Origin of the sequence: Naasia sp. SYSU D00948 (assembly GCF_017916515.1) — a bacterium.
Lineage (GTDB): Bacteria > Actinomycetota > Actinomycetes > Actinomycetales > Microbacteriaceae > Naasia.
In genome coordinates this window covers 978,120-997,389 of record NZ_JAFMTA010000001.1, presented here as the reverse complement: position 1 = coordinate 997,389, position 19,270 = coordinate 978,120, and the positions used below count along the sequence as shown (strand labels likewise).

The following is a 19,270-nucleotide window of genomic DNA, read 5'->3' as shown; positions in this document are numbered from 1 at the left end:
GAGAGAAGATGACCGACGCCGTGAGCGCCGCAGGAACCTCGCTCTACGCGGGAACGGCCACCCGAACCCCCAAGCAGACGATGGACGGCGAGATGTTCCTCTCGCTCCTCGTGACGCAGCTGCGCAACCAGGACCCGAGCTCGCCCCTCGACACCAACGGCATGATCCAGCAGACCGCGTCGCTCGCGTCGATGGAGCAGCTCACGAACCTCGCGACGCTGACGCAGGACGGGTACGACCTGCAGCAGCGCATCGCCGCGGCGTCCATCATCGGCACCCGGGTCTCCTACACCGCAGCGGACGGCACGACCGTGAGCGGCGTCGCCTCCAGCGTCTCGTTCGCCGGCGCCCGGCCGACGGTCACCGTCGGCGACGCGGCGGTCGAGCTGTCGAAGCTCACCACGATCGCCACCCCGTCCGCGTCCTGACGTCCTCCTAGAAGAAAGGCCTTCACGCCATGCTCCGCTCCCTCTACTCCGGGATCTCCGGACTCCGCGCCCACCAGACGATGCTCGATGTCACGGGCAACAACATCGCGAACGTCAACACCACCGCGTTCAAGGCCTCGTCCGTGGTCTTCCAGGACACGCTCTCGCAGCTGATGACCGGCGCCAGCCTCGCGACCCCGGACGCGGGCGGAACGAACCCGTCCCAGGTGGGGCTCGGCGTCCAGGTCGCGGGCATCAGCACGAACCTCACCCAGGGATCGACGCAGTCCACGGGCCGCAACACCGACATGATGATCTCGGGCGACGGGTACTTCGTCGCTCAGTCCGGGGGCGAGCGGCTCTACACGCGGGCCGGATCCTTCAACTGGGATTCCCTGGGCCGGCTCACGACGGCGGACGGCGCCCTCCTCCAGGGCTGGACCGCCGTGAACGGCGAGATCGCCCCGGGCGGCGTGGTGGGGCCCATCCTCATCCCGCTCGGCACGGTGAGCCCGGCGAAGCAGACCAACCTCGCCGCGGTCTCCGGCAATCTCCCGTCCGACTCCGCCGACGGCGCCGAGGTCAAGCGCGACGTCCAGGTCTACGACGAGGTCGGAAACGCGCGCACGCTCTCGCTGACGTTCACGTTCAACGCGGAAGACGGCAGCTGGGACATGTCGGGCACCGACGGCACCGACTCCGCGACCGGGAACCTGACGTTCGCCGGGGGGATCGCCGGCGGCGACACCAGCCTGACGATCGGCTCCGTCGCGCTCGACCTCACGGGCGTCACGGGCTTCGCCCAGCTCAAGACCGTGGGCATCGTGCGCCAGGACGGCCAGCCGGCAGGAAGCCTCCAGTCGTTCAACATCTCCTCGGACGGCACCCTCGTCGGATCCTTCAGCAACGGTGCCACCGAGCCGCTCGCGCGCCTCGCGCTCGCCACGTTCACCAACCCGAGCGCCCTCGAGAAGGCGGGAGGCTCCTCCTACCGGGCGTCCGTCAACTCGGGCGACCCGGTGCTCGGGGTCGCGGGCTCGGACGGCTTCGGCTCCCTGGCGGGCGGGGCGCTCGAGATGAGCAACGTGGATCTCTCCCAGGAGTTCACCAACCTCATCGTCGCGCAGCGGGGATTCCAGGCGAACGCCCGGATCATCACGACCTCCGACGAGGTGCTGCAGGAGCTCACCAACCTGAAGCGCTAGGCCCTGCTCCCACCTCGTGGACGGCGGTCTTGAACTCGCGGCCGCCCCGTCCTACGGTGCCCCTGAGCGCCCGCCCGGGGCGGACTGCCGGATCGAGCAGGAGGACCGATGTCGAGAACCGCTGTTCGAGCCGCCGTCGGCGCGATCGCCCTGCTTCTCGTACTGTCCGCCTCCCCGGCCTACGCCGGCGACGGGAACCGGGGCAGGGGCTCCCGCACGCTCGAGTACCCGCTCCCGGGCACCGACGTCTTCCCGGAGGGGATCGACACCTTCGGCCGGTACTTCTACGTCACGAGCACGAGCACCGGCGACGTGTTCCGCGGCGAGGTCCGGGACACCGACTCGGTCGAGGTCTTCCTCCCGGGCGGCGAGGACGGCCGCACGACGGCCGTCGGCATCGAGGCCACCGAGGACCTGCTCATCGTCGCCGGCGGCGCCACCGGGACCGTCTTCGTGTACGAGCGCGACTCCGGCGAGCTCCTCGCGAGCCACACCGTCCCCGAGGGCGGCCCCGCCTTCCTCAACGACATCGCCGTGACGCGCGACGGGGACGTCTACGTCACGGACTCGCCGCGGGACGTCGTCTACCGGATCCCGGAGGACGCGGTCGCGGAGGGCGGCGAGCTGGAGGTCTTCGCGAGCTTCGCGGGCGTCGACCCCGCCGGGCAGTTCAACGCGAACGGCATCGTGGCGACCCGCGACGGGCGCTACCTCATCGTGGTGCAGAGCGACACGGGAACCCTCCTCCGCGTCTCGACGGCCGACGCGTCCGTGCAGCCGATCGACCTGGACGGCGCGACCGTGGTCGCCGGTGACGGGCTCGAGCTGAAGGGCGGCCGGACGCTGTACGTGGTGCGCAACAGCGCCGGCGTCATCACGGAGGTCCGGCTGGAGGGCCGGTTCACCGAGGGCCGGGTCGTCTCGGAGACGACCGACCCGACGTTCCGCTTCCCGACGACCGCGGCTCTCGACCGAGGCCGCCTCCTCGTCGTGAACAGCCAGTTCGACCAGCGGGGCGGGGACCCGGTGGAGCCGTTCACGGTCTCGTCCATCAAGCGTCCCTGAGGCGGGTACCCGGTGCGCTCTCGGCGTGTCGTCACGGGGAGTGCCCACTAAAGGGGTATCCGGGCGTCCTTACACGGCTCGCGTGCGTGCCGATTGTTCCCTTCGTCACGACTTTCGCGACCCCACGGACGGGGCTGCGGTGACGCCCATGGATGGGGGAACTCATGATCGTGCTGACGCGCCTCAACGAGAGCACGTTCGCCGTCAACCCGGACCTGATCGAGCGGATCCAGGCGAGCCCGGACACGAGCGTCGTGCTCGTGGACGGGACGACCTTCATCGTCCGCGAGTCCGTCGACGAGATCATCGACCTCATCGCGCGGTACCGCGCCCGCGTGATCGCCCTGGCCTCGAGCTTCACGGAGGAGTCCGGTGAGCCCCGCCGGGCGCAGCTCGGCGTCGTCGAGGGGGACCGCGTCACGACCAGGGCCCGGAAGGGCGTGCGCTAGTGGATCCCGCCACCCTTCTCGGCATCGTCCTCGCGTTCGGTGCCCTCCTCGCGATGATCTTCCTCGAGGGCGCGAGCCCGGCGGCCCTCATCCTGCCGGCCCCGATGATCCTCGTGTTCGGCGCGACGTTCGCCGTCGGCATCGCCAGCACGACGCTCCCCGACGCGATCCAGGCCCTCAAGGCGCTGCCCCGCGCGTTCCTCGGCAAGGTGACGCCGCCTCGCGCCGTCATCGACCAGGTCGTCGAGCTCGCCGAGGTCGCGCGCCGCAACGGCCTCCTCGCGCTGGAGGCCGAGTCCGAGAACATCAAGGACCCGTTCCTGAAGCGCGCCCTCCAGAACATCGCCGACGGGGTGGACGCGGACGACCTCCGGATCATGATGGAGGACGAGGCCGCCACGAGGGAGCGGAGCGGCCGTCACGCCGCCAAGTTCTTCAACTCCCTGGGCGGGTTCGCGCCGACCATCGGCATCATCGGCACGGTCGTCTCGCTGACGCACGTGCTCGAGCAGCTGTCGAACCCGGAGACACTGGGCCACGCCATCGCCGCCGCCTTCGTCGCCACGCTCTGGGGCGTGCTGTCCGCGAACTTCCTCTGGCTGCCGATCGGCGGCCGGCTCGGCAAGCTCACGGACCTCGAGTCCGAGCAGATGACGATCCTCATCGAGGGCGTCATGGCGCTCCAGGCCGGCAGCCAGCCTCGCCTCCTCGGTGAGCGGCTGCTCGCCCTCGTCCCCGAGCACCAGCAGGGCAAGGGCAGGGCGGCGAAGCCGGAGAAGGCCGAGCAGGCGGCATGAGCGGCCATAAGCGCCGCCGTGGCGGGGGCCACGGCGGCGAGTTCCACATGGACGAGCGGTGGATGACCTCCTACGCCGACATGGTCACCGTCCTGATGTGCCTCTTCATCGTGCTGTACGCGATGTCGACCGTGGATCAGGCGAAGTTCGAGAAGCTCGCCAACTCGCTCGCCACGGGCTTCGGCCAGACGGCGAGCGAGACCGTCGACACCGCCGAGGGCGTCGTCGTTCCCGCGGACATGGTGGACGACCAGGGCGAGGGCTTCACTCCGCTCCAGCTCGCACAGCAGCAGGTGCACGAGCTCGAGGACATCAAGCAGCGCATCGACGACGCGCTGGCCGGCGCCGGTGTGGACGCCTCCGCCGAGGCGGTCATCGACGTGGACGGGCTCACGGTCGGTCTCGTCGGCGAGGACACCTTCTTCGACGGCAACAGCGCGGTGCTGAAGCCCGAGGCCGAGGCCGTCCTGCGCAGCATCGCGCCGGTCCTCGCGCCGCTGCAGAATCAGATCACGGTCGAGGGTCACGCCGACCCGCACGGGTCGCCGGCGCCCTTCGCGACCGACTGGGAGCTGTCCGCCGCCCGGTCGACCGCGGTCCTGCGCTTCCTCGTCGAGTCCGGCGGCGTGCAGGGTCCGCAGATCTCGGCGGTGTCCTACGGCTCCACCCGGCCCACGCAGCTCGCGGTGCCGCAGGCGGACCACGCGAACCGGCGCGTCGACATCGTCGTGCGGCCGACCTCGTCGCCGGCGGTGAGCGCGCTCATCCCCGACGTCGTCGCCGGCGAGGCCGGCGAGGACTCCGGTCGCGGCGAGGAGAAGACGCCGGGCCACGGCGAGGAGAAGACGCCGGGCCACAGCGCCGAGACGGTCAGCACCGCCGGGGGAGGCCACTAGGAGCGGTCGCTCGAACACACCCTCCGCAATCGCGGGCCCCGGACAGCCGCCCCCGGATAATGCCCTCGTGGGGGTTCGGAAGAGGGTGGGCGCGAGCGTGCGCGGGTCCGCGCCCGAGGTCGAGCCCTACGACTTCTTCCGGCCGGCCGCGCTCAGCCGGGACCAGTCGCGGATGCTGGAGCTCGTCTACGAGACGTTCGCCCGTCAATGGGGAACCCAGCTGACGGCGAAGGTGCGGGTCGTCTCCCGCGTGACCCTCGCCGGGACCACCCTGCAGACCTACGACGAGTACGTCGACCGGCTCCCGGAGACGAGCGCCATGGTGCTCCTCGCTCTCGAGGGAGTGCCGGCCCGCGGCGTCCTCCAGTTCCCGCCGACCGCGGTGCTGGGGTGGATCTCCCGGATGCTCGGCGGCTCCGGCAGGGTCGCCCCCCGGGAGCGCGCGTTCACGCAGATCGAGCAGGCCCTCGTCCGCCGCTTCGCCGAGGACGCCCTCGAGGACCTGCGCTACTCGATGGGGCCGCTGCTGCCGCTCTCCGCGTCCGTCGAGTCCTTCCACTACAACCCGCAGTTCGCGCAGGCGGCGGCGACGACCGACCTCATGGTCGTCGCCTCCTTCGACATCGAGGTCGGCGACCGGACGACGTCCGCGACGCTCGCCCTGCCCGCCGACGCGCTCCTGCCGCAGGTCGGGGTCGTGGAGCCGCAGCAGACCCGCGTCGAGGGCGAGGCCAACCTGCGCGCGCATCTCGCCGCCGCCCCTGTCGAGGTCGCCGTGTCGTTCGATCCGACCCCCGTCAATCCGCGGGCCGTGCTCGGCCTCGCCGAGGGGGACGTCATCCGGCTCGTCCACCCCCAGCACCGCCCGCTCACCCTCACGGTCGCCGGCCAGCCCGTCGCGCGCGCAGCCGTCGGCGCCAACGGGAACCGGCTGGCCTGCGTGATCGTCGAGTCCCAGGAGGCCTCATGAACTTCCCCGCTCCCGTCGCGGACACGACCGTCGGCGCCGCCGTCGCCGAGACCCTCGTCCGGCATCTGCCGGGCGCTCCCGTCATGGCGACCCGGCACGCCGGGGGACTCATCCCGCCCCGCGAGCTCTCCCGCGCGGTCCGGGCGACCTTCGTGGGTGCCCGCTCAGCCGAGCTCGCGCTCATCCTCCTCGACCGCGAGGGCCTCGCGGAGGCGGCGGGCGGCGACAGCGTGGTGGTCGACGCCGGCGACGTGCTGCGGCCCGCGCTCGAGCGCGCGGCCGCGACGCTCGGGGACGGGATGCTGGGCGAGGCGCGGGAGGGCGACGCGACGACCCTGTTCTCCGCTCCCGACACCGCGGTGTTCGACCTCGTGGGCGAGGCCGGCGTGGCCGGCTGGTTCGCCGTCGGTGTCCGCGGCTCGGCGGTCCGCCCGGCGGGGGACGCGTCGCTCGGCTCGCGGCTGGGGCGGATCAGCAACGTCGAGATGACGCTCGCGGTGGAGATCGGGCGGACCCGGATGTCGGTCCGCGAGCTCCTCGCGATCGAGCCGGGCGCTGTGATCGAGCTCGACCGGTCGGTCGGGACGCCCGCTGACGTCCTGCTCAACGGCCGGCTCATCGCGCACGGCGAGATCGTCGTCGTCGACCAGGAGTTCGCGGTCCGGATCACCAAGATCCTCGACTCCGTCGAGGCCGACTAGGCGTCCATGGACACCCTCTTCCTCGCCCTCCGCGTCGCGGTCTCGCTCGGTGCGGTCCTCGCGGTGATCTGGCTCGCCCGCCGGTGGCTCTCCGGGGGCGCGAACGGACGCGCCCGGACCCGCCACGTGATCGTGCTCGCGAAGCAGGCGGTGGGAGCCAAGGCGTCCGTCGCCGTCGTCGAGACGGACGGCCGCCGCTACCTCCTCGGCGTCACCGACCACACGATCACGGTGCTCGACCGGCTCGAGACCGAGCCGGCGGAGGTCACGACCACCCCGATCCCGCTGCCCACCTTCGAGCGAGCGCTGGAGGATGCCCGCAGCGCCCCTCCGCCCGCCGTCGTCCGGGCCCCGATCCAGCTGCCGGTCACTCGACGCTCCGTGCGGGAGGCCGAGGAGGCGCGTGCGAAGACGTCCACGGTCGCCGGGTCGATCCTGTCCCCGGACACCTGGCGGCAGACAGCCATGGCGCTGCGGCGGGCTCGGTGAGGCTCCCCGCTCCCCGGCGTCGAGGAGCGGGAGCGGTGCGGGCGGGCCTGGTCCTCGGGGTCGCGCTGGTCGCGGGCGGCGCACTCGCCCTCGCCGTGCCCGACCTCGCCGTCGCCGCCCCGATCGGCCCCACGCCGCCGGTCGTCCCGACTCCCACGCCGGGCGACGTGTCCATCGAGATCAACGGCCCCGACGGGACCCCGTCGAGCTCCATCCTCATCCTGCTCGGCATCACGCTGCTGTCGGTCGCGCCGGCGCTGCTGCTGATGATGAGCTCGTTCACGAAGATCTTCGTGGTGCTCGCGCTCACCCGGAACGCCCTCGGCCTCAACACGATCCCGCCGAACCAGGTGATCGCGGGTCTCGCCCTGTTCCTGTCGCTGTTCATCATGTGGCCGGTGCTCACCGACGTGAACACGGTGGCCGTCGAGCCCTTCGTGTCCGGCGCGATCGACTTCGGGACGGCGATCGACCGGGGGTCCGAGCCGCTGCGGGGCTTCATGCTCGCCCACGTGCGCGAGGAGGACATCGCCCTGATGACCCGGGCGGCCGAGCAGGACAACCCGGAGAGCCCGGACGACGTGCCGCTCGTGACCCTGATCCCGGCGTTCATGATCTCGGAGCTGCGGGCGGCGTTCATCATCGGCCTGGTCGTCTTCGTGCCGTTCCTCGTGATCGACCTGGTCGTCTCCTCGGGGCTGATGGCGATGGGCATGATGATGCTCCCGCCGGTGATGATCTCGCTGCCCTTCAAGATCCTGCTGTTCATCCTGGTCGACGGCTGGGGCCTCATCGTCACGTCCCTCGTGCAGAGCTACCGGACCTAGCGATGGACCAGAACGCCGTCCTCGACATCGCGATGCAGGCCCTGCTCCTCGCCGCGAAGCTCAGCGCGCCCCTGCTCATCACGAGCCTCGTCGTGGGCTTCGCGATCTCCGTCTTCCAGTCGATCACCCAGATCCAGGAGGTGACGCTCTCCTTCGTGCCCAAGGCGATCGCGGTGGCGATCGCTCTCCTCGTGTGCGGTCACTGGATGATCACCGAGGCGGTCGACTTCACGCACGCCCTGTTCCGGCTGCTGCCCCAGCTGCTCGGGAGCTCGTGATGCAGCTCGCGGTCAACCTGGGGTGGCTGGAGGCGGTGATGCTCGCAGGGGTGCGCATGATCGCGTTCCTCGTGATCGCGCCGCCCTTCTCCTACAACGGCTTCCCGATGCGGATCAAGGGCATGCTCGCCGTCGCCCTGGCCATGGTGGTGGCGCCGAGGGTCACGGACGACTACGAGCCGATGGACACCGGCCCCTTCCTGTTCGCGCTCGTCGCCCAGATCCTCGTCGGCGCGGTGCTCGGGTTCCTCGTCTACCTCGTGTTCGCGGCGATCCAGTCCGCGGGCGGCCTCATCGACCTGTTCGCGGGCTTCTCCCTCGCGCAGGCCTTCGACCCCGGCGCCTTCGTGAACGGTGCCCAGTTCACGCGGCTGATGCACCTCGTCGCGCTCGCGCTGCTGTTCACGAGCGGGGGCTACGAGCTCATCCTCGGCGGGCTCGTGCGGACCTTCGACGCGCTGCCCGTCACCGGCAGCATCGACATGGCGGACCCCGCAGCCGCGCTCGTGACCGGCATCACGCAGATGTTCCTCGCCTCCGTCCAGATCGCCGGGCCCATCCTGCTCGTGCTGTTCCTCGCCGACGTCGGCCTCGCGCTCCTCACCCGGGTCGCGCCCCAGATGAACGCGTTCCAGCTCGGCTTCCCGCTCAAGATCCTGATCACCCTCCTGATCGGCGCCGTCGTCTTCCTCGCGCTGCCGCGCATCGTCGGCGCGCTCGTGGAGGACGCCCTTCGCATGATGGGGGTGAGCGGCTGATGAGCGACTCCTCCGAGCGCACCGAGCGCGCCACCCCGAAGCGCATGAAGGAGGTGCGCCAGAAGGGGAAGCTCGGCTCCTCGCGGGACCTCACCGCGTGGCTCGGGATGGCGGCCGGGGCGCTCGCGCTGCCCGCGGTGCTCGGAAGCGGCACGGACGCCACCTCCGGCATGGTGGCCGGCTTCCGCGCCGTCATCGACTCGCCGAACCCGTTGGTCGCGCTCGACTGGCTCGGAAACGGGCTCACGCAGGTCGTGCCGATCCTCGCGCCGCTGTTCGCGGCGGTCCTCGTCGGCACGATCGCCGGAGCGGCGCTGCAGGGCGGCATCCACGCCAAGCAGCTGCGGATGACCGGCGAGCACTTCAACCTCGTCAAGGGTGTCCAGCGGATCTTCGGGCTCCAGTCCCTCTGGGAGGGCGCGAAGGCGCTGCTGAAGACCGCCGTCGTCGCGGCCGTCCTCGTGATCGCGATCCAGGGGCTCGTCCCGCTGCTCATGACCGCGGGCGGCATGTCCGTCTCCAGCCTGCTGGACACCGCATCCGGTGCGGTCGGATCGCTGATCCAGGCGGCGGTCGCGGCCGGCATCGGACTCGCCCTGATCGACGTGCTGGTCGTCATGCGGCGCAACCGCAAGCACACGCGCATGACCAAGAAGGAGCTGCGCGACGAGACCAAGAACACCGAGGGCGACCCGCTCGTGCGAGCCCAGCGCCGCTCGCGGCAGCTCGCGATGTCGCGGAACCGCATGATCGCCGCGGTGGGAGGGGCGGACGTCGTGCTCCTCAACCCGACTCACGTCGCCGTCGCGCTGAAGTACGAGCCCGGCAGGAGCGCGCCCCGGGTCGTCGCGAAGGGCGCCGGGGCGGTGGCCGCGAAGATCCGGGAGCGCGCCGCGGCGACGCGGGTGCCGATGGTCCAGGACGTCCCGCTGGCCCGCGCGCTGCACGCCGCGTGCGACGTGGGGGAGGAGATCCCCGTCGAGCTCTACAGCGCGGTCGCCCGCGTGCTCGCGTTCGTGATGTCGCTGAAGGCGCGCGGCGCGTCGCTCGGCGTCCACCGACTCGCGCCGGTGCCGGCATGAGAGGAAGGATGCGATGAAGAAGACGGTCACCGCGCTCGGGATCCCGGTCGGGGTCGTGGCGATCATCCTGCTGCTCGTCGTCCCGGTGCCGACGTGGCTCCTCGACGTGCTGATCACCGTGAACATCCTGTTCGCGCTCGTGATCCTGCTCACCACGATGTTCGCGAAGCGCCCGCTCGACTTCTCGATCTTCCCCTCGCTGCTGCTCGTCGCGACGCTGTTCCGGCTCGGCCTCAACGTCGCGTCGACCCGGCTCGTCCTCGGTCAGGGCTACGCGGGACAGGTGATCGAGGCGTTCGGCCACGTGGCCGTGGGGGGCTCGCTGATCATCGGCGCGGTCGTCTTCCTGATCCTCGTCGTCATCCAGTTCGTCGTCGTGACGAAGGGCGCGGAGCGCGTCGCCGAGGTGGGCGCCCGCTTCACCCTCGATGCGATGCCCGGAAAGCAGATGGCGATCGACGCCGACCTCAACGCGGGCCTCATCAGCGAGGAGGAGGCACGGCGCCGCCGTGCGGAGGTGTCCGCGGAGGCCGACTTCTACGGCGCGATGGACGGGGCCTCGAAGTTCGTCAAGGGCGACGCGATCGCGGGCATCGTGATCATCATCATCAACCTCGTCGGCGGCATCGCGATCGGGATGCTGCAGCACGGGCAGAGCGTCGAGGACGCCGTCGGCACGTACAGCCTCCTCACGATCGGGGACGGCCTCGTCACCCAGGTGCCGGCCCTGCTGATGGCGGTCGCCACGGGCATGATCGTGACGCGCTCGGGCGCGCAGGAGGAGCTCGGCGCCACGGCCTCCTCCCAGCTCGCGCAGTCCCGGCTCGCCCTGATCATCAGCGGCGGGGCGGCGATCGCGATGGGCTTCATCCCGGGGATGCCGTTCCTGCCGTTCGTGCTCGTCGGCGGCTCCCTGCTCGTGCTCGCCCAGCGGGTGAAGGCGGGGGAGCAGGCGAAGCAGCGGGCGGCGGACGCGGAGGCCGCCGCGGCGGCGGCGGCGCCCGCCGAGACGACCGAGGACCTCGTCGAGCAGATGCGCGTGCACGCGCTGGAGATCCAGCTCGCGGCCGACCTCGTCGACCTCGTGTCGGGGGTGAGCGACGACCTCCTCGCCCGGGTGAAGAGCCTGCGCCGCCGGGTGGCGATGGAGCTCGGCATCGTCGTGCCGCCCGTGCGCACGCGCGACAGCATCGACCTGCCCCCGTCGACCTACGTCCTCCGCGTCGCCGGCGTCGAGGTGGGCCGCGGCACCGCGCCGGTCGGGCGCGTGCTCGCGCTCGGCGACAGCCTGGACGCGCTGCCCGGCACGCCGACCGTCGAGCCGGTGTTCGGTCTCGCCGGCAAGTGGGTGCCGGCCGAGATGCGGCACAGCGCCGAGCTGACGGGCGCGACGGTGATCGACCGGGGCTCGGTGGTCATCACCCACCTGTCGGCCGTGATCCACGCGAACGCGGCCCGGCTGCTCAGCCGGGAGGACGTCCGGGTGCTGACCGAGGGCGTGAAACAGGTCAGCCCCGCCGCGGTCGACGAGCTGATCCCCAACCTGATGACGCTCGCCGAGGTGCACCGTGTGCTTCAGGGCCTTCTCGCGGAGCGGGTGCCGATCAACGACCTGTCGCGCGTCTACGAGGCCCTCACGCTGCGGGCCCGCGTGTCCACCGATCCCGAGGGGCTCGTCGAGGCGGCCCGCCTCGCGCTCGGTCCGGCGATCGTCGCGACGCACCTCGAGGACCGGACGCTGCGGGTCCTCATGATCGACCCGCCCCTGGAGCAGTCCATGCTCGAGGCGCTGCGGCCCGCCGAGGGGGGCACGCAGATCCTCTTCGACGCGACCCGGCTGGAGGCGGTGCTCGGCTCCCTCCGCTCCGCGGTCCAGACCGCCGAGGCGCGCGGATGGTCGCCCGTGCTCGTGTGCGCCCCGGCCCTGCGCCCCGCGGTGCGGCGCCTCGTCGCACCGCAGACCGGAGGACTGCCGGTGCTGTCCTACCAGGAGGTGACGACGTCCGACGTCGCCATCGAGACCGTTGGAGTGGTCCGTGCCCTCGATCCGATTCCGGCTTGAGAAGCCGACCCTGACGGGGCTGGCGGAGCGGGTCCGGGCCGAGTACGGGCCGGGCGCCCGCATCGTCGCGACCGACGAGTCCCTGTCCGGCGGCCTGGGTGGGTTCTTCGCCAAGCGGGTGATCGACGTCACCGTGGAGATCCCGGACCCGATCGCCGTGCCCGAGGCGCACGAGTTCGGCGTGCCCGCCCGGGTCGGGCTCGCCCGGCTCCTGGACGACGTCGAGGAGCAGGAGGCGGCCCTGCCGCACGCCGAGCCGCCCGTCTCCACGGAGAGCGTCGACTTCGCGCGCGTGCTCGAGTCGCTGCGCACCGATGTCGTGCCGCCCGCCGTGGCCCCCCTCGCGCCCCCGGCCGTCCCCGTGCCGCCCGCCCGCTCCGTGCCCCTCCCTCCCGCCGCCGCCGGCGGGGGAGCGACCCCGGGCGTGCGGCGAGGGGTGTGGGAGGTCGCGGGTGCGGAGCCGCCCGCTCTCCCTGGCGCATCGGGGCGCATCCCGCCGGCCCTTCCGTCGACCCCCGGGGACCTCGTCGTCGTCGCCGGCCTCGGCGACGACGCGCTCGAGGTGGCGCACGCGCTCGCACGCCTCGCGGGACGTGGGCACGTCTGCGACGGCGGGTCGGTGACCGGGCACACCCGCCGGCGCGTCGAGGACCGGAGGGGCGCGCTCGCCGCGCGGGCGTACGGCGTGCAGAGCGGCCAGGTCGTGCTCGTCGCCTACGGCCTCGGGAGCGGCGACCCCGCGGACGCGCGCATCGCGGCGCTGCCGGGGATCGGCGCCGATCAGGTGTGGGTGGTGGTGGACGTCTCGCGGAAGTCGGTCGACACCGCCCGCTGGGTGAACGCGGTCCGGGCCGTCGCCGACGTGGCGGCCATGGCCACGATCGCCGGACGGTTCACGACGGGCAGGGAGGCCGTCGCCGAGATCGGCCTGCCCGAGGGCTGGTCGGACCGGGTGGGTTAGGCTGGCCGGATGCTGGTCCTGACGCGCAAGAAGGGCGAGCGGGTGATGATCGGGGACGACATCGTCATCACCGTCATCGACATCCGCGGCGACGGCGTCCGCATCGGGTTCGACGCCCCGCGCGGCGTGCCCATCCAGCGCGCCGAGGTGGTCTCCGCGGTGTCCGCGGCCAACGCCGAGGCGGCCCGGGTCGGGGCCCGCGAGGGCGAGCGCCTCGTCGACCTGCTGAGCAAGCAGCCTCCCGCGGAGCCGGCGGAGGGCTAGCGCCATGACGGCGTCCTCCGGTGCGCCTTCCGCCCGGCTCGGCCTCCTCGCGGTCCTGACGACCGCCGCCTGGATCGCGGTCGTGATCGCCGTCTGGGGCGTGCTGAGCCTCCTCCTCGACACCGACGTCATCCGTCAGCAGGACGCCGGGCCCTACCTGGGCCCCTCGATGGTGGCCGTCGCGGCGGTGGCCCTGGCGCTCCTGGTGCTGCGCATCGTCCGTACCGACGAGCGGCCCCCGGTCGCCTTCTTCGGCACGGCGGCGGCGGTGTTCCTCGTGCTGCTGTTCGTCGGCGGCATCGGGTACACGCTCGTCCGGGGCGAGCTGTTCTGGCTGCTCGGCTTCCCCCTCGAGTACGCCCCGAGCCCGTTCATCGTGGCGGCCGCCCTCCTGGCCGGCGCGGCTGCCCTCATCGCCCGCGTCATCGGCCGCGCGGAGAAGGGCGGCGCCCGCCGCCCCCGCTGGCCCTGGGAGGACCCCTCCGACGCCTGACCGGACCCGCTCCAGCCCGCGGAACTGCTCCTCCTTCCCCGCTCGACTGGCACCCCTGCCCCCAACCCGATCGGCGCGCGGAGCTGCCCCGGTCGAGGGGAAGAACGGCTCTTGACCGAGGCTGCGCCGGCGGCTTGACTGTGCGCGTCCCGGGGCGGCGCCGCGCGATGGCCCCGCCCGTCCGTGCCCGCTCGTCGAGGGAGTGCGCCGATGGATCGACGCGTCGTCGTGGTCGGTGCCGGCTGGGCGGGGGAGGGCTACACCAGGGCCTTCCGCGCAGCCGGCGTCGAGGTCGCGGCCGTCTGCGGCCGCGACGAGGACGCTGTGCGGTCGATGACCGCGCGACTGGACGTCCCCGAGGCGCGGCTCGACTGGCGCGCAGCGATCGAGGAGCTGCGCCCGGACATCGTCGTCGTGGCGACTCCCGGACGCGCTCATCGCGACATCGCGACCTTCGCCGCGGATTCCGGCTGCCATGTGGTGTGCGAGAAGCCTCTCGGGCTGTCCGCTGCCGAGGCGAGCGAGATGCTCGCCGCCGTGCGGCGCTCGGGAGTGAGGCACGCCTACGGCTCCACGAGCCGGTACTCGCCGGTCGTCGCCGAGGCCCGCGATCTGCTCCGGAGCGGGATCATCGGGGACCCGACGGAGGTGGAGGCGAGCGCCCACTTCGAGATGCCACGGATGATCGGGTACTCCTGGCTGCACAGCGTGAGCGAGGGAGGCGGGCTGCTGTTCAACGTCCTTCCTCACTTCCTCGGTCAGGTGACGCAGCTGCTCGGGGGAACGGCCCGGTCGGTCACCGGACTCGCGGACGCGGCCGTCGAACGTGTCCCGGTCGGCCCCGTCGTCCACGACTTCCGGCAGCAGTCGGTCGTCGAGGCGGGCGAGGCGATTGAGTGGCGCGCGGCCGACGGCGACACGAGGGCCACGGCGATCGTGGGGTGGGAGACGGCGGGAGGCGGGACGGTGCGCTCGCTGTGGCACGCTTCCGGCCTCTCAGGAGCGCGCACCCCTGGCTATCTCGAGGTGGCGGGAACGGACGGCACGCTCCATCTGTCCGGCGTCATCTGGCCGATGAGCCTGGAGTATCGGCGGGCCGGGGACAGCGGTTGGACGGCCGGCCCGACACCGCCGGAGGAGTACACGGACGACCCCGTCCAATACGGGTGGAACGAGCTGGTCGCGCAGTTCATGGCCGACGTGCGCGGGGAGCGGGACGCCGTCTACCCCACGTTCGACGAGGGCCTGCGGGACAACGAGATCATCGACATCGTCCGGAGCTCCCGGTCGCAGCCGCTCACCGTGACCTGAGGCCGGCACGCTCCTGAGCGAGCACCTCCCATGCGGGAGGGCATCAGCGCCGACCCCGGACCGTTCGATCATGTGTACGGTGCCCACATGACGGAGTTCGTGACGTCCGGCGACGGGACCAGGATCGCCTACGACCTCGAGGGCGAGGGGCCGGCGGTCATCCTCGTCGCGGGGGCCTTCCAGTTCCGTGCGTTCGACCCCGGCTCCCGCGCGCTCGCGTCCGCGCTGGCCGCGCGCGGCCTGACCGTCGTCAACTACGACCGGCGGGGCCGGGGCGAGAGCGGGGGCGAGCCGCCGTTCACGCTCGACGCCGAGATCGACGCGATCTCGGCGCTGATGGATGCGGCGGGAGGACGGGCGGCGCTCTTCGGCACTTCGTCCGGCGGCGCCATCAGCCTGGCCGCCGCGGCCGCAGGCCTGCCCGTGACCGCGGTGGCGGTGTGGGAGGTACCACTCGGTCCCGCCGGGAATCCGCATGCGGCGCAGTTCCTCGAGGGCCTGCGCGAGCGCATCCGCGCCGGCGACAAGGACGCCACCGTCGAGTACTTCATGAAGGACATGCCGCCCGAGTGGCTCGCCGGCGCGAAGGCGAGTCCGGGCTGGCCGATGATGACAGGACCGAGCGCGGCACTCGAGCCCGACTCGGAGTCGCTCGCCGTCGCCGCCTCGGCGCCCCGCGCGCAGCTCTGGGGGAGGATCGGCGTCCCCGTGCTGGCACTCGTCGGCAGCGAGACCCTCGACTTCTTCGGCCCGGCGGCGGACGAGATCGTCGCCGCCATCCCGGGCGCCCGCCGGGTGGAGGTGCCCGGCAAGGACCACCGATGGGACCTCGACGCGCTCGTCGACGTCCTCGCGGAATTCCTGCTCGCATCCGCTCGTTGACCCTGGGGAGTCGAGCCGCCGGGCACCCTCCGGAGGCACCCCCTCAGGTTGACCGGCCCAGGTCCGGCGGCTAACATTTCCGGGGTGTGTGCCCGAGAGGCACGCTCTCGATCTCCGGCGACGCTGGGCGATCGCCTCCGGTCCTCGATCGGATGCCGCCCCCACCGCCACACCACCAGCGATATGAGTTTCACCCGTATTGCCGGTTGTCCGAGGAGCCTGAGCCGCGCCATGCCGGTGCGTCAGGGCAGCCGAGCAGTACGAAACAAGGAGCAGAAGTGCCAACCATCCAGCAGTTGGTCCGCAAGGGGCGCTCGCCCAAGGTCACCAAGACCAAGGCGCCGGCGCTGAAGGCGAACCCCCAGCAGCGCGGCGTGTGCACGCGTGTGTACACGACCACCCCGAAGAAGCCGAACTCGGCGCTCCGCAAGGTCGCCCGCGTCAAGCTGTCCAACGGCGTCGAGGTGACCGCCTACATCCCCGGCGAGGGCCACAACCTGCAGGAGCACTCGATGGTGCTCGTGCGCGGCGGCCGTGTGAAGGACCTCCCCGGCGTGCGCTACAAGATCGTCCGTGGCGCGCTCGACACCCAGGCCGTGAAGAACCGCAAGCAGGCTCGCAGCCGGTACGGCGCGAAGATGGAGAAGAAGTAATGCCCCGCAAGGGTCCCGCCCCGAAGCGTCCCGTCGTCGCCGACCCGGTGTACGGCGCCCCCGTCGTCAGCCAGCTGGTCAACAAGATCCTGCTCGACGGCAAGAAGGGCCTCTCCGAGCGCATCGTCTACGGCGCCCTCGAGGGTGTCGCCGCGAAGACCGGCCAGGACGCTGTCACGACCCTGAAGAAGGCGCTCGACAACGTGCGCCCCTCCATCGAGGTCAAGTCCCGCCGCGTCGGCGGCTCGACCTACCAGGTCCCGGTCGACGTGAAGCCGCACCGCGCCAACACCCTCGCCCTGCGCTGGCTCACCGGCTACGCCAAGCAGCGCCGCGAGAAGACCATGACCGAGCGTCTCACCAACGAGATCCTCGACGCCTCGAACGGCCTCGGTGCCGCGGTCAAGCGCCGCGAGGACACCCACAAGATGGCCGAGTCGAACAAGGCCTTCGCCCACTACCGCTGGTAGGCGGCTCGGAACGGCCGGCCGGGAGGGAATCAGATCCCCCGGTCGGCCGTTTCTCCTAGTGCATTCGCTTTCAAACTTCCCCGGAGGACCCCTGTGGCACTCGACGTGCTCACCGACCTGAACAAGGTCCGCAACATCGGCATCATGGCTCACATCGATGCCGGCAAGACCACCACCACCGAGCGCATCCTGTTCTACACGGGCATCACCCACAAGATCGGCGAGGTGCACGACGGCGCCGCCACGATGGACTGGATGGCGCAGGAGCAGGAGCGCGGCATCACCATCACGTCCGCCGCGACGACGTGCTTCTGGGCCGACCACCAGATCAACATCATCGACACCCCGGGTCACGTCGACTTCACCGTCGAGGTGGAGCGCTCCCTGCGCGTGCTCGACGGTGCCGTCGCCGTCTTCGACGGCAAGGAGGGCGTCGAGCCCCAGTCCGAGACGGTGTGGCGCCAGGCCGACAAGTACAACGTCCCGCGCATCTGCTTCGTCAACAAGATGGACAAGCTCGGCGCGGACTTCTACTTCACCGTCGACACGATCATCAAGCGCCTCGGCGCGAAGCCGCTCGTGCTGCAGATCCCGATCGGCTCGGAGAGCTCCTTCGTCGGCGTCATCGACCTCGTCTACATGCGCGCCCTGGTCTGGCCGGGCGACGCCAAGGGTGACGTCACCATGGGCGCCTCGTACGAGATCCAGGAGATCCCCGCCGAGCTCCAGGAGCGCGCCGAGGAGTACCGCCACAAGCTCATCGAGACCGTCGCCGAGACCGACGACGCGCTGCTCGAGAAGTACTTCGGCGGCGAGGAGCTCACGCCCGAGGAGATCAAGGGCGCGATCCGCAAGCTCACGATCGCGAGCGAGATCTACCCGGTCCTCTGCGGCTCCGCGTTCAAGAACCGCGGCGTGCAGCCGATGCTCGACGCCGTCGTGGACTACCTCCCGTCGCCGCTCGACGTCCCCGCCGTCGAGGGCCACGACGTCCGCGACGAGGAGAAGGTCATCGAGCGTCACGCCGACGCCGACGAGCCGTTCTCGGCCCTCGCGTTCAAGGTCGTGTCGCACCCGTTCTTCGGCCGGCTCACCTACGTCCGCGTGTACTCGGGCAAGCTCGAGTCCGGCGCCCAGGTCGTCAACTCGACCAAGGGCCGCAAGGAGCGCATCGGCAAGATCTTCCAGATGCACTCCAACAAGGAGAACCCGGTCGACTCGGTGACCGCGGGCCACATCTACGCGGTGATCGGCCTCAAGGACACCACCACCGGCGACACTCTGTCGGACGCGAACAACCAGGTCGTCCTCGAGTCGATGACCTTCCCGGACCCGGTGATCGAGGTTGCGATCGAGCCCAAGACGAAGGCCGACCAGGAGAAGCTCTCCACGGCCATCCAGAAGCTCGCCGAGGAGGACCCGACGTTCCGCACCGAGCAGAACGTCGAGACCGGCCAGACGATCATCAAGGGCATGGGCGAGCTGCACCTCGACATCCTGGTCGACCGCATGAAGCGGGAGTTCAAGGTCGAGGCCAACGTCGGCAAGCCGCAGGTGGCGTACCGCGAGACCATCAAGAAGAAGGTCGAGAAGTACGACTACACGCACAAGAAGCAGACGGGTGGCTCCGGCCAGTTCGCCAAGGTGCAGATCACGATCGAGCCCCTCGAGGTGACCGCCGAGACCTCGTACGAGTTCGTGAACGCCGTCACCGGCGGTCGCGTGCCCCGCGAGTACATCCCCTCGGTCGACGCCGGCATCCAGGACGCCATGCAGGTCGGTGTCCTCGCGGGCTACCCGACGGTGGGCGTCAAGGCCACCCTCGTCGACGGCCAGTACCACGAGGTGGACTCCTCCGAGATGGCCTTCAAGATCGCCGGCTCGATGGCGTTCAAGGAGGCCGCGCGCCGCGCCAACCCGGTGCTGCTCGAGCCGATCATGAACGTCGAGGTGCGCACGCCCGAGGAGTACATGGGCGACGTCATCGGCGACCTCAACTCCCGCCGCGGCCAGATCCAGGCCATGGAGGACGCGACGGGCGTCAAGGTGATCCGCGCGTTCGTGCCGCTGTCCGAGATGTTCGGCTACGTGGGCGACCTCCGCAGCCGCACCTCCGGTCGCGCCGTGTACTCGATGGTCTTCGGCAGCTACGCCGAGGTCCCGAAGAACGTGGCCGACGAGATCGTCCAGAAGAGCAAGGGCGACTGACCCCCCGGGGTTCGTCGTCAC

22 protein-coding genes are annotated in these 19,270 nt (G+C 71.3%); all 22 read left to right on the top strand.

What is annotated here, in order from left to right:
• The first annotated feature begins 8 nt into the window (after nt 1-8).
• The 22 genes from J3P30_RS04710 to fusA all read left to right on the top strand — a co-directional run bounded on the left by J3P30_RS04710 (nt 9) and on the right by fusA (nt 19,249).
• The gene (locus J3P30_RS04710; protein ID WP_210479805.1) at nt 9-428 is read left to right on the top strand and encodes a flagellar hook capping FlgD N-terminal domain-containing protein; all 420 of its coding nucleotides are present in this window, start codon (nt 9-11) and stop codon (nt 426-428) included.
• Between the two features lie 29 nt (nt 429-457).
• Nucleotides 458-1,633: a flagellar hook protein FlgE gene (locus tag J3P30_RS04705; protein ID WP_210479804.1), complete on the top strand. Its 1,176-nt coding sequence runs from the start codon at nt 458-460 to the stop codon at nt 1,631-1,633.
• Nucleotides 1,634-1,741: 108 nt separating this feature from the next.
• A complete protein-coding gene (locus J3P30_RS04700; RefSeq protein ID WP_210479803.1) occupies nt 1,742-2,698 on the top strand; it encodes an SMP-30/gluconolactonase/LRE family protein in 957 nt (318 codons plus the stop codon).
• A 164-nt stretch (nt 2,699-2,862) separates the two neighbouring features.
• Nucleotides 2,863-3,147 (top strand): flagellar FlbD family protein, encoded by a 285-nt coding sequence (locus J3P30_RS04695; protein ID WP_210479802.1) that lies wholly within the window; start codon nt 2,863-2,865, stop codon nt 3,145-3,147.
• Nucleotides 3,147-3,944 (top strand): motility protein A, encoded by a 798-nt coding sequence (locus J3P30_RS04690; RefSeq protein WP_210479801.1) that lies wholly within the window; start codon nt 3,147-3,149, stop codon nt 3,942-3,944. Before J3P30_RS04695 ends, J3P30_RS04690 begins: the two co-directional genes overlap by 1 nt.
• Entirely contained in the window at nt 3,941-4,840 is a 900-nt protein-coding gene (locus tag J3P30_RS04685) for a flagellar motor protein MotB (protein WP_210479800.1), read from the top strand. The genes J3P30_RS04690 and J3P30_RS04685 overlap by 4 nt, the downstream gene beginning before the upstream one ends.
• Before the next feature lie 67 nt (nt 4,841-4,907).
• Nucleotides 4,908-5,810: a FliM/FliN family flagellar motor switch protein gene (locus J3P30_RS15530; protein ID WP_307807397.1), complete on the top strand. Its 903-nt coding sequence runs from the start codon at nt 4,908-4,910 to the stop codon at nt 5,808-5,810.
• On the top strand, nt 5,807-6,511 hold the full coding sequence (gene fliN / locus J3P30_RS04675) for a flagellar motor switch protein FliN (protein ID WP_210479799.1): 705 nt from the start codon (nt 5,807-5,809) through the stop codon (nt 6,509-6,511). Before J3P30_RS15530 ends, fliN begins: the two co-directional genes overlap by 4 nt.
• Nucleotides 6,512-6,517: 6 nt before the next feature.
• Entirely contained in the window at nt 6,518-7,000 is a 483-nt protein-coding gene (gene fliO / locus J3P30_RS04670; protein WP_210479798.1) for a flagellar biosynthetic protein FliO, read from the top strand.
• A gap of 35 nt (nt 7,001-7,035) precedes the next feature.
• Nucleotides 7,036-7,827, top strand: a complete 792-nt coding sequence (fliP, locus tag J3P30_RS04665; protein WP_307807396.1) for a flagellar type III secretion system pore protein FliP — start codon at nt 7,036-7,038, stop codon at nt 7,825-7,827.
• Between the two features lie 2 nt (nt 7,828-7,829).
• Nucleotides 7,830-8,105, top strand: a complete 276-nt coding sequence (gene fliQ, locus J3P30_RS04660; RefSeq protein WP_210479796.1) for a flagellar biosynthesis protein FliQ — start codon at nt 7,830-7,832, stop codon at nt 8,103-8,105.
• Entirely contained in the window at nt 8,105-8,863 is a 759-nt protein-coding gene (locus J3P30_RS04655) for a flagellar biosynthetic protein FliR (RefSeq protein ID WP_210479795.1), read from the top strand. The genes fliQ and J3P30_RS04655 overlap by 1 nt, the downstream gene beginning before the upstream one ends.
• On the top strand, nt 8,863-9,945 hold the full coding sequence (locus J3P30_RS04650; RefSeq protein WP_210479794.1) for a flagellar biosynthesis protein FlhB: 1,083 nt from the start codon (nt 8,863-8,865) through the stop codon (nt 9,943-9,945). Before J3P30_RS04655 ends, J3P30_RS04650 begins: the two co-directional genes overlap by 1 nt.
• Nucleotides 9,946-9,958: 13 nt before the next feature.
• A complete protein-coding gene (locus J3P30_RS04645) occupies nt 9,959-12,007 on the top strand; it encodes a flagellar biosynthesis protein FlhA (RefSeq protein WP_210479793.1) in 2,049 nt (682 codons plus the stop codon).
• Nucleotides 11,982-12,968, top strand: a complete 987-nt coding sequence (locus J3P30_RS04640; protein ID WP_210479792.1) for a hypothetical protein — start codon at nt 11,982-11,984, stop codon at nt 12,966-12,968. The genes J3P30_RS04645 and J3P30_RS04640 overlap by 26 nt, the downstream gene beginning before the upstream one ends.
• 9 nt (nt 12,969-12,977) lie before the next feature.
• Entirely contained in the window at nt 12,978-13,232 is a 255-nt protein-coding gene (gene csrA, locus J3P30_RS04635; RefSeq protein WP_210479791.1) for a carbon storage regulator CsrA, read from the top strand.
• 4 nt (nt 13,233-13,236) lie between these two features.
• Nucleotides 13,237-13,725, top strand: coding sequence for a DUF6121 family protein (locus tag J3P30_RS04630; protein ID WP_210479790.1), 489 nt, complete (start codon nt 13,237-13,239; stop codon nt 13,723-13,725).
• A gap of 210 nt (nt 13,726-13,935) precedes the next feature.
• Nucleotides 13,936-15,036: a Gfo/Idh/MocA family protein gene (locus J3P30_RS04625; protein ID WP_210479789.1), complete on the top strand. Its 1,101-nt coding sequence runs from the start codon at nt 13,936-13,938 to the stop codon at nt 15,034-15,036.
• Between the two features lie 87 nt (nt 15,037-15,123).
• On the top strand, nt 15,124-15,918 hold the full coding sequence (locus tag J3P30_RS04620) for an alpha/beta fold hydrolase (protein WP_210479788.1): 795 nt from the start codon (nt 15,124-15,126) through the stop codon (nt 15,916-15,918).
• A 278-nt stretch (nt 15,919-16,196) separates the two neighbouring features.
• Nucleotides 16,197-16,571 (top strand): 30S ribosomal protein S12, encoded by a 375-nt coding sequence (gene rpsL, locus J3P30_RS04615; protein ID WP_210479787.1) that lies wholly within the window; start codon nt 16,197-16,199, stop codon nt 16,569-16,571.
• Nucleotides 16,571-17,041 (top strand): 30S ribosomal protein S7, encoded by a 471-nt coding sequence (gene rpsG, locus J3P30_RS04610; RefSeq protein WP_210479786.1) that lies wholly within the window; start codon nt 16,571-16,573, stop codon nt 17,039-17,041. Before rpsL ends, rpsG begins: the two co-directional genes overlap by 1 nt.
• Nucleotides 17,042-17,134: 93 nt before the next feature.
• Nucleotides 17,135-19,249, top strand: coding sequence for an elongation factor G (fusA, locus tag J3P30_RS04605; protein ID WP_210479785.1), 2,115 nt, complete (start codon nt 17,135-17,137; stop codon nt 19,247-19,249).
• Nucleotides 19,250-19,270 lie beyond the last annotated feature (21 nt).

What these genes read in the sequence shown, in the direction of transcription:
- J3P30_RS04695 (WP_210479802.1), top strand. Translation starts at nt 2,863, where the DNA reads ATGATCGTGCTGACGCGCCTCAACGAGAGCACGTTCGCCGTCAACCCG.
- fliO (WP_210479798.1), top strand. Translation starts at nt 6,518, where the DNA reads ATGGACACCCTCTTCCTCGCCCTCCGCGTCGCGGTCTCGCTCGGTGCG.
- J3P30_RS04645 (WP_210479793.1), top strand. Translation starts at nt 9,959, where the DNA reads ATGAAGAAGACGGTCACCGCGCTCGGGATCCCGGTCGGGGTCGTGGCG.
- J3P30_RS04655 (WP_210479795.1), top strand. Translation starts at nt 8,105, where the DNA reads ATGCAGCTCGCGGTCAACCTGGGGTGGCTGGAGGCGGTGATGCTCGCA.
- J3P30_RS04685 (WP_210479800.1), top strand. Translation starts at nt 3,941, where the DNA reads ATGAGCGGCCATAAGCGCCGCCGTGGCGGGGGCCACGGCGGCGAGTTC.
- rpsG (WP_210479786.1), top strand. Translation starts at nt 16,571, where the DNA reads ATGCCCCGCAAGGGTCCCGCCCCGAAGCGTCCCGTCGTCGCCGACCCG.
- J3P30_RS04650 (WP_210479794.1), top strand. Translation starts at nt 8,863, where the DNA reads ATGAGCGACTCCTCCGAGCGCACCGAGCGCGCCACCCCGAAGCGCATG.
- fliN (WP_210479799.1), top strand. Translation starts at nt 5,807, where the DNA reads ATGAACTTCCCCGCTCCCGTCGCGGACACGACCGTCGGCGCCGCCGTC.
- J3P30_RS04700 (WP_210479803.1), top strand. Translation starts at nt 1,742, where the DNA reads ATGTCGAGAACCGCTGTTCGAGCCGCCGTCGGCGCGATCGCCCTGCTT.
- J3P30_RS04620 (WP_210479788.1), top strand. Translation starts at nt 15,124, where the DNA reads ATGACGGAGTTCGTGACGTCCGGCGACGGGACCAGGATCGCCTACGAC.
- fliQ (WP_210479796.1), top strand. Translation starts at nt 7,830, where the DNA reads ATGGACCAGAACGCCGTCCTCGACATCGCGATGCAGGCCCTGCTCCTC.
- J3P30_RS04705 (WP_210479804.1), top strand. Translation starts at nt 458, where the DNA reads ATGCTCCGCTCCCTCTACTCCGGGATCTCCGGACTCCGCGCCCACCAG.
- J3P30_RS04625 (WP_210479789.1), top strand. Translation starts at nt 13,936, where the DNA reads ATGGATCGACGCGTCGTCGTGGTCGGTGCCGGCTGGGCGGGGGAGGGC.
- J3P30_RS04710 (WP_210479805.1), top strand. Translation starts at nt 9, where the DNA reads ATGACCGACGCCGTGAGCGCCGCAGGAACCTCGCTCTACGCGGGAACG.
- J3P30_RS04630 (WP_210479790.1), top strand. Translation starts at nt 13,237, where the DNA reads ATGACGGCGTCCTCCGGTGCGCCTTCCGCCCGGCTCGGCCTCCTCGCG.
- csrA (WP_210479791.1), top strand. Translation starts at nt 12,978, where the DNA reads ATGCTGGTCCTGACGCGCAAGAAGGGCGAGCGGGTGATGATCGGGGAC.